At 53.6% G+C, this 14,081-nt stretch carries 12 protein-coding genes and 1 pseudogene; 1 reads left to right on the top strand and 12 read right to left on the bottom strand.

Going from position 1 to position 14,081, the window contains the following annotated elements:
* Positions 1 to 40: 40 nt before the first annotated feature.
* From porN to lipB, 10 genes and pseudogenes are all read right to left on the bottom strand, one after another.
* The gene (gene porN, locus MUN79_RS07130; RefSeq protein ID WP_244677038.1) at positions 41 to 928 is read right to left on the bottom strand and encodes a type IX secretion system ring subunit PorN/GldN; all 888 of its coding nucleotides are present in this window, start codon (positions 926 to 928) and stop codon (positions 41 to 43) included.
* A 47-nt stretch (positions 929 to 975) separates the two neighbouring features.
* Positions 976 to 2,556: a type IX secretion system motor protein PorM/GldM gene (gene porM / locus MUN79_RS07125; protein ID WP_262923002.1), complete on the bottom strand. Its 1,581-nt coding sequence runs from the start codon at positions 2,554 to 2,556 to the stop codon at positions 976 to 978.
* A gap of 52 nt (positions 2,557 to 2,608) precedes the next feature.
* On the bottom strand, positions 2,609 to 3,295 hold the full coding sequence (gene porL / locus MUN79_RS07120; protein WP_311136758.1) for a type IX secretion system motor protein PorL/GldL: 687 nt from the start codon (positions 3,293 to 3,295) through the stop codon (positions 2,609 to 2,611).
* A gap of 192 nt (positions 3,296 to 3,487) precedes the next feature.
* Positions 3,488 to 4,492 carry a T9SS ring complex lipoprotein PorK/GldK gene (gene porK / locus MUN79_RS07115; RefSeq protein ID WP_135396255.1) on the bottom strand — a complete coding sequence of 335 codons (1,005 nt, stop codon included), beginning with the start codon at positions 4,490 to 4,492 and terminating at the stop codon, positions 3,488 to 3,490.
* Positions 4,493 to 4,700: 208 nt separating this feature from the next.
* Positions 4,701 to 5,620, bottom strand: a pseudogene (locus MUN79_RS07110) (PorP/SprF family type IX secretion system membrane protein).
* Between the two features lie 242 nt (positions 5,621 to 5,862).
* Positions 5,863 to 6,693, bottom strand: a complete 831-nt coding sequence (locus MUN79_RS07105; protein WP_244677036.1) for a uroporphyrinogen-III synthase — start codon at positions 6,691 to 6,693, stop codon at positions 5,863 to 5,865.
* A 74-nt stretch (positions 6,694 to 6,767) separates the two neighbouring features.
* Positions 6,768 to 7,895, bottom strand: a complete 1,128-nt coding sequence (locus MUN79_RS07100; RefSeq protein ID WP_244677035.1) for a DUF4271 domain-containing protein — start codon at positions 7,893 to 7,895, stop codon at positions 6,768 to 6,770.
* 74 nt (positions 7,896 to 7,969) lie between these two features.
* On the bottom strand, positions 7,970 to 8,989 hold the full coding sequence (locus MUN79_RS07095; RefSeq protein WP_244677034.1) for an MraY family glycosyltransferase: 1,020 nt from the start codon (positions 8,987 to 8,989) through the stop codon (positions 7,970 to 7,972).
* Between the two features lie 114 nt (positions 8,990 to 9,103).
* On the bottom strand, positions 9,104 to 9,520 hold the full coding sequence (locus MUN79_RS07090; RefSeq protein WP_244677033.1) for a hypothetical protein: 417 nt from the start codon (positions 9,518 to 9,520) through the stop codon (positions 9,104 to 9,106).
* A 3-nt stretch (positions 9,521 to 9,523) separates the two neighbouring features.
* The gene (lipB, locus tag MUN79_RS07085; RefSeq protein ID WP_244677032.1) at positions 9,524 to 10,318 is read right to left on the bottom strand and encodes a lipoyl(octanoyl) transferase LipB; all 795 of its coding nucleotides are present in this window, start codon (positions 10,316 to 10,318) and stop codon (positions 9,524 to 9,526) included.
* A 199-nt stretch (positions 10,319 to 10,517) separates the two neighbouring features.
* Here lipB and MUN79_RS07080 point away from each other — a divergent pair, with 199 nt between their 5' ends.
* Entirely contained in the window at positions 10,518 to 10,877 is a 360-nt protein-coding gene (locus MUN79_RS07080) for a YraN family protein (protein ID WP_244677031.1), read from the top strand.
* A 70-nt stretch (positions 10,878 to 10,947) separates the two neighbouring features.
* On the opposite strand, the gene MUN79_RS07075 is transcribed toward MUN79_RS07080, so the two are convergent.
* Together MUN79_RS07075 and htpG are read right to left on the bottom strand one after the other, a co-directional pair.
* Positions 10,948 to 11,907, bottom strand: a complete 960-nt coding sequence (locus tag MUN79_RS07075; RefSeq protein ID WP_244677030.1) for a toxin-antitoxin system YwqK family antitoxin — start codon at positions 11,905 to 11,907, stop codon at positions 10,948 to 10,950.
* 228 nt (positions 11,908 to 12,135) lie between these two features.
* Positions 12,136 to 13,965, bottom strand: coding sequence for a molecular chaperone HtpG (gene htpG, locus MUN79_RS07070; RefSeq protein WP_244677029.1), 1,830 nt, complete (start codon positions 13,963 to 13,965; stop codon positions 12,136 to 12,138).
* Positions 13,966 to 14,081 lie beyond the last annotated feature (116 nt).

Below are 14,081 nucleotides of genomic sequence, written 5' to 3'. Positions count from 1 at the left end.
CCGGCGCATGCGCCGGGCCTTTTTGGTAATTAGTAAGCTATTAGAAGCTCCAAAGGTTGTACTCATACTCGATGAGGTCCGAAGCAGCCTGCTGGGCAGCCAGGATACCCTGCTGCGGCCCGCCGTATACTTCGTCCAAACGCGAGTCGTTTGGGTTAGAAACCTTCACGATATACGAGTTGAACAGCCACAGTTCAAAAGCGTCAGCCAAGTTCTTGTGCTGGGCATCATTTTGCGAGTTAAACCAGATAGCCTTATCGGGGTTAGCTCGGAACACGCGCACCAAGTCGCTGTACTTGAACGTGCCAATTGGAGTTTCAATACCCGATACGTTCGAGCTTAGCGTGGAAGGAACCAGCAACGTAACGGTTTTGATGTCGTGATACATCCGTGACCGTTTCTTGTCAAAGATCATATCCTCTTTCAATTCCATCTGGTACAAGTCCTTGTAGCGGTACTCGTAGCTTGGTGGTGCGGCAGGGGCCTTAGGCTTGGAGGCAGTTTTGCCTTTTTTACCTTTGGTCTTAGGAGCGCCCCAGTCGTCATCGGTGCTTTCTTCGCTAAAACCAGCCGCTTTTTCTTCTTCGCTTAAGCCTGCACTAGCTTCTACATATGACATCCGGCTCGATACTTCCGGACCGGTAAAGGTAGAAGTCAAAGAGTCATTGCGATAAGCTTGAAGCTCACCGCGCTTAACGGCTTCCAGAATCACCCGGCTAATTTCTTTGCCCTCCGAGAACATTGGCTTGTTCTGCTTTTCGCGAAGGTCAACCGCACGCCAGATCGTTTTCCGGAACATAATGTCCGAGTTAGGAATCGGGCGATACGAGCCGTTGCTGCTGGCGGTCGTAGCTTGTTCCTGAGCCGATGCTGAGACCGACAGCGTCAGGCTGGCCGCCAAAGCGGCGAAGGAGAGGAATTTGTTCATACCGTGGTAATCAAAAAAGCGCTGCGGTTAGTTCAGAAGAATAACGCTTACAGCAACGGAATATTGAACTGCTTCGCTACGTTTACTTCTTCCTGCTGATCCTGGAAGTTCAAACGACGAACTTCTTTCACTTCGATGTAGAGACGGTCACCTTCACGGGCCGAGTTTACAACATCACTCAGGTTAGCCTCAGGACCGTTGATGGTACGAGTTGGAATGGCAGGGCGCTTACCACGTACCAGAGTTACTTCGTAGCGCGTTACGCGGTAACGAGCATCCTCTGGCAGGAAGGTAGCAAAACCAGCATCCGGCACAGCCTTCAAGCTCATGTTGCGAACTGCCGTGATAGGCGTGCCTTGCTTCTCGTTAGCCTCGCGGCCACCAACGATGCACTTAATCTCGGGCTTAGGAATTGGACGAACCTGGAAGGTTTGCGAACCAATGGCATTGCCGCTGCTGCTCACGCTCAGAGTTACTTCGCGCGAGTTAGGAATTAGGGTTACGTCACCAGTTTTTGAACCAGAAATAACCGAAGCACCTGACGCCGAGAAGCTAGGCTTGTATTGGGCGCCCAGAGCGGGTACCTGTACGCTCAGCTTGTTGCCACACTTGAAATACAGAGCCTGGACCGAAGCCGATTGAATCTGCATTACAGGCTTGGTTACCGTGTAAGGAACCGTAACCTTAAAGGTAGTGTCGCGGCCGTTCTGCTTAAAGCGGATCGTGCCAGTCCACTGGGCTTTGGCGTTGCCAGCAGCGTCAAAAGAGCCAGGGCGAGCGGTGAACTCCACTTTACCTTTGCCATCGGGACCAACTGTCAGCGGGCTGCCGTTCAAGGTCATCGAGGGCTTCAGGCCAGTCGCCGAAGCCGTCAAAAATAGCTCAGCTTTGTACTTAGTGCCGGCAGCTACCGTGTTCGACTCTGCGCTAGCGAAAGCACCAACTTTGTCGAATACAATGATAGTACCACCAACTTTAGCTGACTGAGCAGCCAGAGCATCCGACTCGTACTTCAGAACTTCAGCTTCTTTTTGAGCCAACGTAGCCAAAGCTGCTACTACCGGAGTATTTTCAAAGTTCAGCTCAGCAAAGTTCTTGTTACGCTGCTCTTTGTCTGTAACCATTGGATCGTCCTTGGCATCGAGTGCCAAAGGAGCAATACCTGGAACATATTTGCCGATGTAAGAAGAATAGGCATTCAGCTTATTCTTCATCTCATAGGCAACGCCGTCTTTTTTGCCGCCAAGCATGGTGCTAGCCACCTTGTCTTCGGCACTCATATTTTTAAACTCGTTTTTGCCAGTATTTTCAGTGGCAGCCAAGAGTTTTTCGCGTACAGTACCTAGGTAGGCAACCATCTCCTGAGTGGATTTGCGAATCTCTTCGCTTTCTTTCAGGATAGCTAAATCGCGGGGTTGACCATGGTTTTTCTCGACCTGGGCCTGGATACCTTTTACCGTACCGTCGTTCGACTTCGAAACCTTATCGTTGATTGCAGAAAGGCTGTCATCGAGGAACTTGAACTTGAGTAGAATTGCTGAGTTTACTTGAAGGGCCAGAAGTGCAGTCAGTACCAAGTACATCATGCCAATCATCTTCTGCCTTGGAGTTTCTTTTCCTCCCGCCATCGTGTCGTGCCTAATCTATATGTGTTGGACGGAAACTTTTGCTACGCTATGATTAGCTGGTAGCACGCATAGCGTTGAGCATGTTGCCATACACCCGGTTCAACGAACCCAGGTTGCTGGTCAACTGAGTTACTTCCTGCTTGAACTGGTCGGTTTCTTTGCCAGCTTCGGTCAGGTTCTCCATAGCCTGGCTCAGAGTGCCATAGAATTTGTTCATGGACTTCAGGTGCGTGTTAGCATCCTGCAGCTCCATTTCGTACACTGCATTCAGAGCGCCCAAGTTTTTGGTTACGTTCTGCACCTGCAGGTGGTACTCGCGAGCATCAGAAGTAGCTTCAGACATTGCGCCAATAGCCTGAGCCGTTTGCGAATACGCTTCGTTGATGCGCTCCAGCGACTGAGCAGCCGAACGAACCTTTGTGGTGTACTCTTCGGTAGCGTTAGTAGCATCACCCAGCGAAGAGAGTTGCTGCGTGGTCGTCGACAGACGGTTCAAACCAGCACCCAAAGAAGAAATAGCCTCTGGCGTCACGTTGGCATCCTTTAGCATGTCATCCAATTTCTTGGTCAAACCCATGCTATTGTTGTCCGAAGTAGAGAAGCTTTTGCTTCCGGTAGAAGGATCATATCCTTCGCTCAGTTCAGGGTAAACCAACGACCAATCTGGCTCGTGTGAAGCAGGCTGGAACGCACTAAGTAAGAAAATCAATGCTTCAGTGCCGAGACCAACGATAAGCATTTCGCTAGCGCCATCCCAGTGCTGAATTTTAAACAAAGCCCCGACGATTACGACTGCGGCCCGATGCCGTACACCTTGGGCATAACCACGTCATACAGGAAACTACCGCCTTTTGCTGCCATTTGAATTTGAATTGGAAAATTTGTTGTGTGATGATGTAAAACCGAGGGGGGATGCGAGTATTAAGTTTTCCTAAAGAGCTGATCCGATTTGGATCATAGCCGTGCGGAAACCAATGTAGGAGCGCGCGGAATCTTGGTACTCAAAGTTACGAGTACCAGTTTCCAGGAAATAAGAGATGTCTTTCCACGAACCGCCACGTACTACTTTGCGGGGCTCGTTGTCGTCGGGGTTGGTTGGGTTCATGTCCCATACCACCGGTACTGAAGCTTCCATGTAAGCATCATCACACCACTCCGACACGTTGCCCGACATATCGTACAGGCCAAAATCGTTCGGGAAGAAGGCCCCTACGGGGGCGGTGTAAGCGTAACCATCGCTGGCGTAGTCACCACGGCCCGGCTTAAAATTTGCCAACATGCAGCCTTTCGAGTTGCGCAGGTAAGGGCCACCCCAAGGGTATGTAGCAAGGTCACGACCACCACGAGCAGCGTACTCCCATTCAGCCTCGGAAGGCAAGCGGAAGTTTGGCGTAGGAGCCAAGCCCGCCTCCGCGTTAGCAGCATTCTTATTCTTGGTGCGCCAGTTGCAGAAATACTTAGCCGCGAACCAGTCAACACCAACTACCGGGTAGTCATCAAAAGCAGGGTGAGTGTAGTAATACTCCATCAGGGGGTCACCCATGTGGTAGGTGAAGTCCCGGACCCATACCGTAGTATCGGGGTAGAGCTCTGTCATTACATACTCCTCGCCGAGCACATCAATAGAGTCCTGCCGAATGGCGTTCATAAATTGACGATACTCATTGTTGGTAATTTCCGTCTCATCCATGTAGAAGCCGGCGATAGTCACCTGCTTGTTCATGTTAACCATGGAAGCCGAAATGTCTTGGTCGGTTTGACCCATGTGGAAGGTTCCGCCGGGGCAGGGTACCATGCCAAAAGGAACTTCCTGCGGATTGAACTCGGGGCGGTCCTCCGCTCCGACCAAATCGCCTTGCGGTCCTTTGCCGAAACCACAGCCTCCCAGAAACAGCGCCGACAGGGCTACGAGAGGCAATACGAGAAACTTGTTCATGTTAAGGAAAAAAAGACTGTTCAGGCGGCGATACCCTAAGATTACAATTTAACGATCCGGCAAATCTAGCGAATATTACATTCGCTCGCAAGCCTGTCGCCCAATGCTTGCCTTTTGTCTACGAACCGGGACAGATACCGGTTAAACGATGGTAAGCAAAGAGTTAGTGTAAAAGCCCTGCAAATTACCCATGCACACAACCAACAACTCAACAATCTAGAAAGAGCCCCCTAAAATCAGAAGCTGTATCGGGAGTGCGGATAGCTGGACGTGTAGTGGGACCAGGCTTTGGTAACCGGTACGAAAGCATAATCTCGTGAGAGCTGAATGCACGTGCAGCTTGGTTAAATGCAATAAAGTCGAATGCGTAGCCGAAGCGCAAAGCATTGTCCTTAGCAAAGCTCATGCCCAATAAGCCAGTAATGGACTCATCGTACCGGTAACTTACTCCACCCCAGAACTTATCATTGAGCGTAGCCCGAACACCACCTTCGTACGAGTTGTTCTTCAAACTGAATTTATTGTTGTCACCAAACTTCCCGGGCAATACCATCTTCACCAGAACTGTGGGGGTAACAATAACGGAGGCCGAGGCCTCAATATTGTAACCAGCCGTCAGATATGCGTGATTTTCACCGATTACCTTAGCGCTGTTGGTTCCACCTTCGCTTTTAAAGCGGTATTCTGAGCGCAACAGGTTGTTGGTACTCAAGCCAGCGTAGAGCTTGTCTGACTCGTACCACACTCCTACGCCCGCATCAAACTTCTGGTCCGATCCTTCCCGCGGCACGCTTCCATCAGGACGCTCATCGGCTGGCCGGTATACACCTTTGCTCAGGTGATTGAAGATACCCTGCACCCCAATACCCAATCGACCCTCTCCCACCTTCAGGTGTTTAGAGTAAGACAGTTGCACGTTCGTAATGCTTGACTGGGCTATTTTGTCGCGGAACAGGCTAAGGCCTACGCCGCCGCCAATAGCCGCTACTGGCAGTGAGGCACTAAGTGTGTAGGTCTGGGGAGACCCACCGTCGTCAAACGTTGCGTTATAACCCAAGTATTGATAACGGCCCAACGTAGTAATTTCGCCCTGCCCTTGATACCTGCATAAGCGGGGTTCAGATACATCCCATTAAAGCCGTAATGGCTAAACTGGGGCTGCTGCTGGGCAAGCGCAGTAGCCGAAATTGCTGTGGTCAGCAGGATAGAAAGTAAAGTTCTCTTCATAGAACTGATTGATTTGTGGCCTGTTAGGGCTTGGGTTGGCCAACGTAGGTATTTCCAAATGTATGGAAAAAACCCTCCTCTACAAACCTCTATAAAAAAACAAGCGGAAGAGCATTTTAGTGCCCTTCCGCTTATTTTACGTGCTAAGCGTTTTGTTTGCCGCTTTTACTTTTTTCTTTTCCCACATCAGGTCCATGATGCAGGCGAATATAGGCTTCAATAGCTCCCGTCATGGACGGGGCATTAGGCTGCGGGGCCTCAATATCTAACTCTAAGCCAGCATCCAACACGGCTTTAGCCGTCGTGGGACCAAAGGCCGCGATACGGGTTCCGTTTTGCTCGAAGTCGGGAAAGTTGATGAAGAGCGAGCTAATACCGGAGGGGCTGAAGAAAGCAATGCAGTCGTACTTCACATCCGACAAGTCGGACAGGTCGCTGGCGACGGTGTGGTAGATGACGGCCTCCGTGAATTTGAAGTTATTGGCCCGCATAAACTCAGGGATATCGTCTTTACGGATATCCGAGCAGGGGTACAGAAACTTCTCACCCTTATGCTTTTTGATTACGTCAAAAAGATCAGCGGCAGTGCGCTGGCCGACAAATAGCTTACGCTTTCGGAGCACAATGTACTTCTGCAGGTAGTTAGCGGTTTGCTCCGAAATGCAGAAATACTTCATCTCGGCGGGCATTTCCAGCTTGGCTTCCTGGCAAATGCGGAAGAAGTGGTCTACTGCGTTGCGGCTGGTGAAGATTACCGCCGTGTGCTCCGCAATATTGATTTTCTCCTTGCGAAAATCCTTATAGGAAACTGGGTCCACCTGGATAAACTCGCGGAAATCGACTTTAATGCCATACTTCTCAGCAATGCTGAAGTAGGGGGAAACGTCGGTTGCGGGTTTAGGCTGGGTAACCAGAATGCTGGAGATGCGCTTGGCGTGACGGCCCGTCCCCGGTTTGTCTGTGCTCTCGGCCATAGGGTAAAAGAAAGAGTAAATCTAAGGCAATAAGGCGGCGTTGGGGTAATAGAAGAGCTTCTGCTACAGCACGATTAGTAAGTGAATACAATCAGTTTTAGCAGAATGATTAAGGGAATCACTTCTGTGGCGCAAAGGTACGAAAACAAATGCAGATTTAGTAAAGACGCACGCCGGTGCAGGGTGCGTCCAATCCGGATAACGGTACCAATCAACATCAAGGAAACCACCCCATTGGATACCCACAGGACAGTTTCGGGCAAAGTCTGGTTCAGTCCGAGGTAAAGCAGCATGACCCCGGGCAGGAAAAGGCCCATAAACAGGATGGTCCGCATAAACTCGCGGTACTGCACCATCACCAGTTCGGTCACATCGAAGATGTAGCCCATTACTTCCAGAAACAGGTATTTGCCTAGCACGAAGGCGGCAATCAAGGTGGCGTAAAAGAGCACCCGCACAACAATAGCTGACTCGGGCACGTCGAACAGGCGCCGCAGAATGATGATGCTCTGAATATTGGTATGAATAGCCACCAGCAGCAGGGCAAAGGACAGGGAGAATACCATGACCAGCAGCAGGTTCAGCCAAGTGACAGTGGGCTTGGTGAGAAAATCCTGGTCGTTAGCTGGTTTACCCCAGAGTCCTTCGAAGTGGTAGATGCGGGCAAAGCCGGGTTGATAGGCCGAGCGGATGCTGCCGTAGAGCAAGCCAATGAGCAGCAGAAAGCACAGAAAAACGTTTTGCCCCTGATGGCCGCGGGGAAGCGGCTGTACCGTTACCGGACCAGCGGGACTCTTGTCGGTAGCACGCACTGCAGGCAGAGCATTGGTAAAAGTGGTCAGGTTAGGGGGCGTTTCAGGGTGCCACACGCAAAGCAAATGGGGACCTGAGCCCGTTCCGGCCGGCAGTAATTTGGCTACATCCAGGGTATATGATGCGGAGGAAGCAGCCGAGAAAACCAGCCGGTTATCTAGGAAGACGCTTAGCCCCTTAGGAGCAGCAAAGCTGATGGTAAAGGGCCGGTTGGGCCGGATAGAAACCCACTGGTAATACGCCAGCGCCGGGCTGTGGTAGTCGGGCAGGTATAGCACCAGACGGTTGTGGGCCGCATCGTGAATCAACCAATCGGTGGATAAGCCCCCTTTGGCCGCGGGCGGCAGGGGCCGGTACTCGGCGGCGAGTGAGGCTGACCAGCCCAGCATTAGTAGCAGCCCCAGCAGCCAACGTACCTGTTGATAGAAGCTTGGCCTAGCCATTGCGGCGTGTACTGATAGAATTAGGATGCGACGCGCTGCTGGGCACTTCGGCTCTGGTAAACACCCAGGAAGATGCTGATCAGCACGGAGAAGCCGACGAGAGCACCGATTAACAGCATATTCCCTAGCGCCGCGAAGTTGATGACAAACAGAATCACAACCAGATTGAGCAGGCCGAGCAGCATAACGGTGCTGATTTGCTGGAAGCCCATAGCCAGAATCCGGTGGTGAACGTGGTTCTTGTCGGGGGAGAAGGGCGAGCGGCCGGCCATCATGCGGACGATAAACACCCGCAGCGTATCGAAGAGCGGCACGAAGAGGATGCCAATGGCTACGGCCGGCGACGAGGTAGCAAATGGGCCACCCACTTTCAGACCCATCTCAATGAACTGAATAGTGAGAATGGACACGATAAAGCCGCAGACCAACGAGCCAGTGTCACCCATAAAGATGCTGGCCCGGTGAAAGTTATAGCGCAGGAAGCCCAGCATGCCGCCAATCAGGCAGATGGAAACAAACACGTAGTTGCCGTAGCTAGCCCCACCGTAACGCGCAAAATAGTAGCCGTAAGTGCTGGTGATAATCAGCACGATAGTACCAGCCAGGCCGTCGAGTCCATCGATGAGGTTGATGGCGTTGGTGATGCCGACAATGGCCAGGAACGTGAAGGCATAGCTAATGCCAATGGGCAGCTCATGTACTCCCAGGATGCCCTGGAAGCTGGTTACACGGATATCGGCCATAATCATGACCACACCGGTAGCCAGTAGCTGGCCTACAAACTTCTTGGAGACGGAGATGCTGACCAAATCGTCTTTCAGACCCACGAAAAACAACACGATGCAGCCCGCCAGCAGCTGTTGAATTCCGTTGCTGAGGTCGGCGAAGATGGTGAGGGCCGACATAAAGCCCGCAAAAACGGCTACGCCACCTAGCCGGGGCGTTAGCGACTCATGCACGGTACGCACGTTGGGCGTATCCAGCATGTTCTTCAGGTGGGCAATATAGATAATGGATGGCACGGCAAAGAGTGCTACCAAAAATGCCCATAGGAAGGACAACCCCAACTGAATTCCGAGTGCATTCATCACGTATCGGCTCAAAATTAAGCAAATAGCCAGGATTCTTCTCTCCTCGCTGTCTGCAAATAGAAGTTAGCTGTGCAGGACGCCTTCGCGGTTTAGCAAAGCAATGTGAATCAGGTTGGCGGCAACGATAGAATCGGGGACGAAGATGAACTTCTTGTCGAAAATCTGGGAACCCCGGTAGTAGCTTACCCAATACTGGTTATTGAGGTGAAACAAGGCCGGGTCGATGGGCTCGATAGGTACAGCCGTGTGGGGCTCCACCTCCAGGATAACGTGACGCAAAGTAGAGGTGCGTACGCTTTCCCCGTCGCTCTGGATGCCGTAGCCGTTGGAACTGACGATGACATTGCTCAGCGGATAAGGGTTGTGGTTGAGCAGGTACACCTGCCAGGCCGTCGTACCTTCCTCTGTAGCTACAGTTTCGTCGGGAGCAATGGCAATGGAAACACCCTCTACTGGGTCGAATGAAATATGCTCTTTCATGGATTAGGCAACAAGGAATTCAGCCCCGAAGACGTGCGCCAGATAACCTACCAGCCGCTGTTCTACTTCCGGCAAGGGCACGGCACGGCCCAGCTCCTGCTGCAGCGAAGTCACGGCTTTATCGGTGATACCGCAGGGCACGATATAGCCGAAATACGAAAGGTCGGAGTTGATGTTGAAAGCAAAGCCGTGCATGGTAACCCAGCGGCTGCACTTGACGCCCATGGCGCAGATTTTACGGGGGTTAGCAGCACCTTCTTCAAAGTCGAGCCAGACGCCGGTAAGCCCGGCAATGCGGCCCGCGGCCAGACCGTAGTCGGCCAGGGTCAGGATAACGGCTTCTTCCAGCAGGCGCAGGTAGCGGTGAATGTCGGTGAAGAAGTTTTCTAGGTCGAGAATCGGGTAGCCTACCAGCTGACCAGGGCCGTGGTAGGTGATGTCGCCGCCGCGGTTGATGCGGTGAAAAGTAGCGCCGTGCTGGGCCAAGCCGGCCTCATCGAGCAGCAGGTGTTCGGGCTTGCCGCTTTTGCCCAGGGTGTACACGTGCGGGTGCTGGCAAAGCAGCAGGTAATTGGGCGTGGGCTCGGGGGCACGACCTTCTTCCTGGGCCTGTCGGTTGCGGCTTTTGATGGCCAGCGTAGACGCCAGCAGCTCTTCCTGGTACGCCCAGGTCGTTTCGTAATCGGCCAAGCCCAGGTTACGAACCTCTACCTGCCGGCCGGCTACTACTGGGGTAGCAGCCACGGCTGCCGGAGCCGGGTTGGGAGCTGATGTAGTGCAGGAACTGTATTGGGACATAATCAACTCAGGGAATGGCCAAACGACGGACTGCTCTGCGCTGCTTTCTACGGCTGCCGGGCGGGCTAAAAGGCTGAGCTTTCGCTCATGACCGAGCTTAACCAGCTGCGGCAGTTTCCGCAAAGAACTACTACGGAAAGCGCGCAAAGGTACTAGATTTAGACCCAACCCCAATCGGCTGACTGTAACTACCCACCCTATGACCCACGCGGCGCACGAGCTCGGACAGGCCGGAGAAACGGCAGCCAGTGCCTTCCTGACGAGCTTGGGCTACGCGGTGCTCCGGCAGGGGTACCGCCACCGCCGGGCCGAGGTAGACCTGATTGCGCAGCACGGCCCCGATCTGCTGGTGTTCGTGGAAGTTAAAACCCGTTCCTCGACTCAGTATGGTTTTCCGGAGGAGTTCGTGACGGAACGCAAACGCCAGCTGTTTCGGCTGGCTGCCGAGCAGTTTCAGCTCGAAACCGACTGGCACGGCGACATCCGCTTCGACATCGTGGCCCTGACGCCCAGCAGCACCGGGTTTCGGGTTGAGCACTTCCAGGACGCTTTTTACTAGGGACTTAACTCCACAAAAAAGCCCATCCTTGATGGATAGGCTTTGTGCTTAGCTGGCAGTCATAGACGAGTTAGCGCTTGGCACCGGGCCGGTCAGATACGGCGTCGCGCTTGTCGATGCCCTTTTCCTTGTCGTAGACCAGCACCGAGTTGCGGTTGTATTCCTTTATCAGCTCGGGCTCGGCCACTTCCGGGTCGTAGCCGGATTCGCCGTACTGATACTCGAAGCGGCGGCGGTTGCGGAAGCCCCAGTACTTGGTCCAGACGCCCACTTTCTTGCCGTTCTCAAACTGCCCGTCCCAGTCGCGCTGCCCGTTTTCGAGGTAGCGCACGTAGTCGCCTTCTACTTTGCCGGCCACGTAGGGAATAACCTCCTTTATCTTCTTACGCTCAGCGTCATAGTACGTCACGGCCGCGTCGCGCGGGAAGCCCATTTCGTAGTGGGTCTTGGTTAGCAGCTCGTTGTCCTTATTGAGCCGCTCCCACCGCAGATGGCGGGTGCCCAGGGCAAAGTAGCCCGTTTCGACCACCTTGCCACCCTGCAGCTTTTTGTAGGGCCCGTGTAGCACCTTGTCGGTAGCGGGGTTCAGCTCAGCCGTCGACTTGAAGATCTTACGCTTCTTGGGGTTGAAGTAGTACAGAGCGGGAGCGTACTCGTTGGGCTTCTGGAAGGTCTTGAGGTAGTAAAACTGCTCAATGATCTGGTTGCGGCCCTTGGGTCCCGACTTGGTGAAGCTCTTTTTGATCTTCTCGCCCAGGAAAACGTTCTTTTTCTTCTTGGGCTTACGCTGACCAGCCTTTTCCTTCTCTTTAGCAGCCCGCTCCTGCTCCTTGGTCATGGCCACGCGTTTGGTGTCCAAGGAAGGAGCGTTGGTCGTATCCCGGCTGTTGGTCAGCGAGTCCGGCATAAGGGCCAGGGCCGGCTGCTCGGGCTTACTATTAAAGGAAACCGTCTTTTTGCTGCAGGCTCCTACTATGAGCAGGGTCAGGGTGAGCAAAAGAGGCAGAAAGGAAAACCGAAGTAGGCGCATCAACAAAGCTGACAGAATTCTTAGGGTCGAACGTAAAGATATAGGGATTTAGTGCCCCGGCGGCGTAGGGGGTACGCTGGTGAAATATGGAGCCTGACGTTCTGCTGACTCCAGAAATGGAAAACGGCTCCGGCAGCAAATGCCACCGGAGCCGTTTTCTGTTGCTGCTATGGAAAGGTTGAATGACAACGCTTGCACGACAAACTCACCATTCTCACCATCTCGCCGCTACGCCGTCAGCAGGTCGGCGCTACGCTTCACGAAGGCTGTCAGGGCTTCGCCTTTCAGCAAACCCTGCGCCAGCAAGGCCAAATCGAAAGCCTGGCGGGCCAGTTTCTGGCTGGCTTCGTCATCGGTGCTGAGCACGCGCTGGGCTACGGGGTGGTTGGCATTCACGCTCACGGTGTAGGTATCGGGCAGGGAGCCAAACATCTGCATGCCTCCTCCCCCACCGGCACGCTGCATGTCCTTCATGCGGCGCATAAACTCGGGCACGGTGATAATGACCGGCGCATCCTGGGGCGAGAGGGCCTCCACCTGCACGTTCATGCTCGGGTTGCTGATGGCCTTGGTGAAAAGCTCCTGCAGCTTGGTCTTATCCTCGGTGCTCAGTACGCTCTCGATGGTCTCGTCCTTCTCGATGAGCTTGCCGATGGTATCGGCGTCCACGCGCTTGAAGGTGACTTTCTCCAGCTTCTGCTCCAGCTGCCCGATGAAGTGGGAGTCGAGCACTGCATCGAGCTTGAGCACGTCGTAGCCCCGGTCGAGGGCGGCCTGCACGAAGCTGTGCTGGGTTTCGGCATCGGTGGTGTAGAGCACCACGGTCTGCTCGTTTTTATCCTTCTGGTTGGCCTGCACAAACTCCTGGTACTCGCTCAGGGTAAAGAACTTGCCAGCCGTGTTCTGCAGCAGCACGAAGTCCTTGGCCTTGTCGTAGAACTTGTCATCGGAGAGCATGCCGTACTTCACGAACAGCCCAATGTCCGACCACTTCTCCTCGAAGCCCGTGCGGTCCTTGCGGTAGAGCTCAGCAAGCTTGTCGGCTACCTTCTTGGTAATGTAGGTGTTGATTTTCTTCACTGCCGCGTCGGCCTGCAGGAAGCTGCGCGACACGTTCAGTGGAATATCGGGCGAGTCAATCACGCCGTGGAGCAACATCAGGAACTCGGGCACTACATCCTTTACCTCGTCGGTGATGAATACCTGGCGCGAGTAGAGCTGAATCTTGTTGCGGGAGAACTGCAGCTCGTCCTTCACCTTAGGGAAGTAGAGAATACCGGTCAGGTTGAACGGATAGTCTACGTTGAGGTGAATCCAGAACAGCGGGGGCTCCGAGAAGGGGTACAGCTCCTGGTAGAACTTGGTGTAGTCCTCGTCGGTCAGCTCGGCCGGCTGCTTGGCCCAGATCGGCTGGGTCTGGTTGATAACCTCACCTTCGAACTCGATTTCGATGGGCAGGAACTTGCAGTACTTGGTGAGGATGGTGCGCAGGCGGGCCGCTTCCAAGAACTCGTCGGAATCAGCGGCTACGTGCAGCACCACGTCGGTGCCGCGGTCGGCTTTGTCGGTGGTTTCGAGGCTGAACTCGGTGCTACCGTCGCAGGTCCAATGGGCACCTTCGGTGTCGTCCTTGTAGCTCTTGGAGAAGATTTCGACGTTGTCGGCCACCATGAAAGCCGAGTAGAAGCCCAAACCGAACTGCCCGATAATCTGGTCTTTAGCAGCCGTGTCCTTCTCTTTGTACTGCTCCACAAACTCGGTGGCGCCGGAGAAGGCAATCTGGTTGATGTACTTCTTGATTTCCTCGGCCGTCATGCCCAGGCCGCGGTCCGAAATGGTGATGGTGCGGGCTTCCTTGTCCACGCTCACCTTCACTTTCAGTTCGCCCAGCTCCCCTTTGAACTCTCCCAGCTGCCCCAGGCTCTTGAGCTTCTGGGTGGCGTCTACGGCGTTGGAAACCAGCTCCCGCAGGAAGATTTCGTGGTCGGAGTAGAGAAACTTCTTGATGATGGGGAAGATATTCTCGGTATGAATCGAGATGCTACCTTTCTCTTGCATAGCGCGTTGGCAAAAGGGTTTGAAATAAGAATCCGGACGAAACGCCAGCTTCCGCAGCCAGCGTCCCGTACCGGTGCTCGTCTCAAAACCTGTTCCACGACTTCCTTTCTGCCAGT

Source organism: Hymenobacter cellulosilyticus (genome assembly GCF_022919215.1).
Classification (GTDB): Bacteria; Bacteroidota; Bacteroidia; order Cytophagales; family Hymenobacteraceae; genus Hymenobacter; species Hymenobacter cellulosilyticus.
Note: the sequence above shows the minus strand (reverse complement) of the source record. Positions and strands in the feature narration are given on the sequence as shown.

Excerpts from the sequence above, each read along its gene's own strand:
- porL (WP_311136758.1), bottom strand. The coding sequence starts at position 3,295 with ATGCTTATCGTTGGTCTCGGCACTGAAGCATTGATTTTCTTACTTAGT.
- porK (WP_135396255.1), bottom strand. The coding sequence starts at position 4,492 with ATGAACAAGTTTCTCGTATTGCCTCTCGTAGCCCTGTCGGCGCTGTTT.
- MUN79_RS07090 (WP_244677033.1), bottom strand. The coding sequence starts at position 9,520 with ATGAAAGAGCATATTTCATTCGACCCAGTAGAGGGTGTTTCCATTGCC.
- MUN79_RS07075 (WP_244677030.1), bottom strand. The coding sequence starts at position 11,907 with ATGCGCCTACTTCGGTTTTCCTTTCTGCCTCTTTTGCTCACCCTGACC.
- lipB (WP_244677032.1), bottom strand. The coding sequence starts at position 10,318 with ATGTCCCAATACAGTTCCTGCACTACATCAGCTCCCAACCCGGCTCCG.
- MUN79_RS07080 (WP_244677031.1), top strand. The coding sequence starts at position 10,518 with ATGACCCACGCGGCGCACGAGCTCGGACAGGCCGGAGAAACGGCAGCC.
- MUN79_RS07100 (WP_244677035.1), bottom strand. The coding sequence starts at position 7,895 with ATGCTGGGCTGGTCAGCCTCACTCGCCGCCGAGTACCGGCCCCTGCCG.
- htpG (WP_244677029.1), bottom strand. The coding sequence starts at position 13,965 with ATGCAAGAGAAAGGTAGCATCTCGATTCATACCGAGAATATCTTCCCC.
- MUN79_RS07105 (WP_244677036.1), bottom strand. The coding sequence starts at position 6,693 with ATGGCCGAGAGCACAGACAAACCGGGGACGGGCCGTCACGCCAAGCGC.
- porN (WP_244677038.1), bottom strand. The coding sequence starts at position 928 with ATGAACAAATTCCTCTCCTTCGCCGCTTTGGCGGCCAGCCTGACGCTG.
- porM (WP_262923002.1), bottom strand. The coding sequence starts at position 2,556 with ATGGCGGGAGGAAAAGAAACTCCAAGGCAGAAGATGATTGGCATGATG.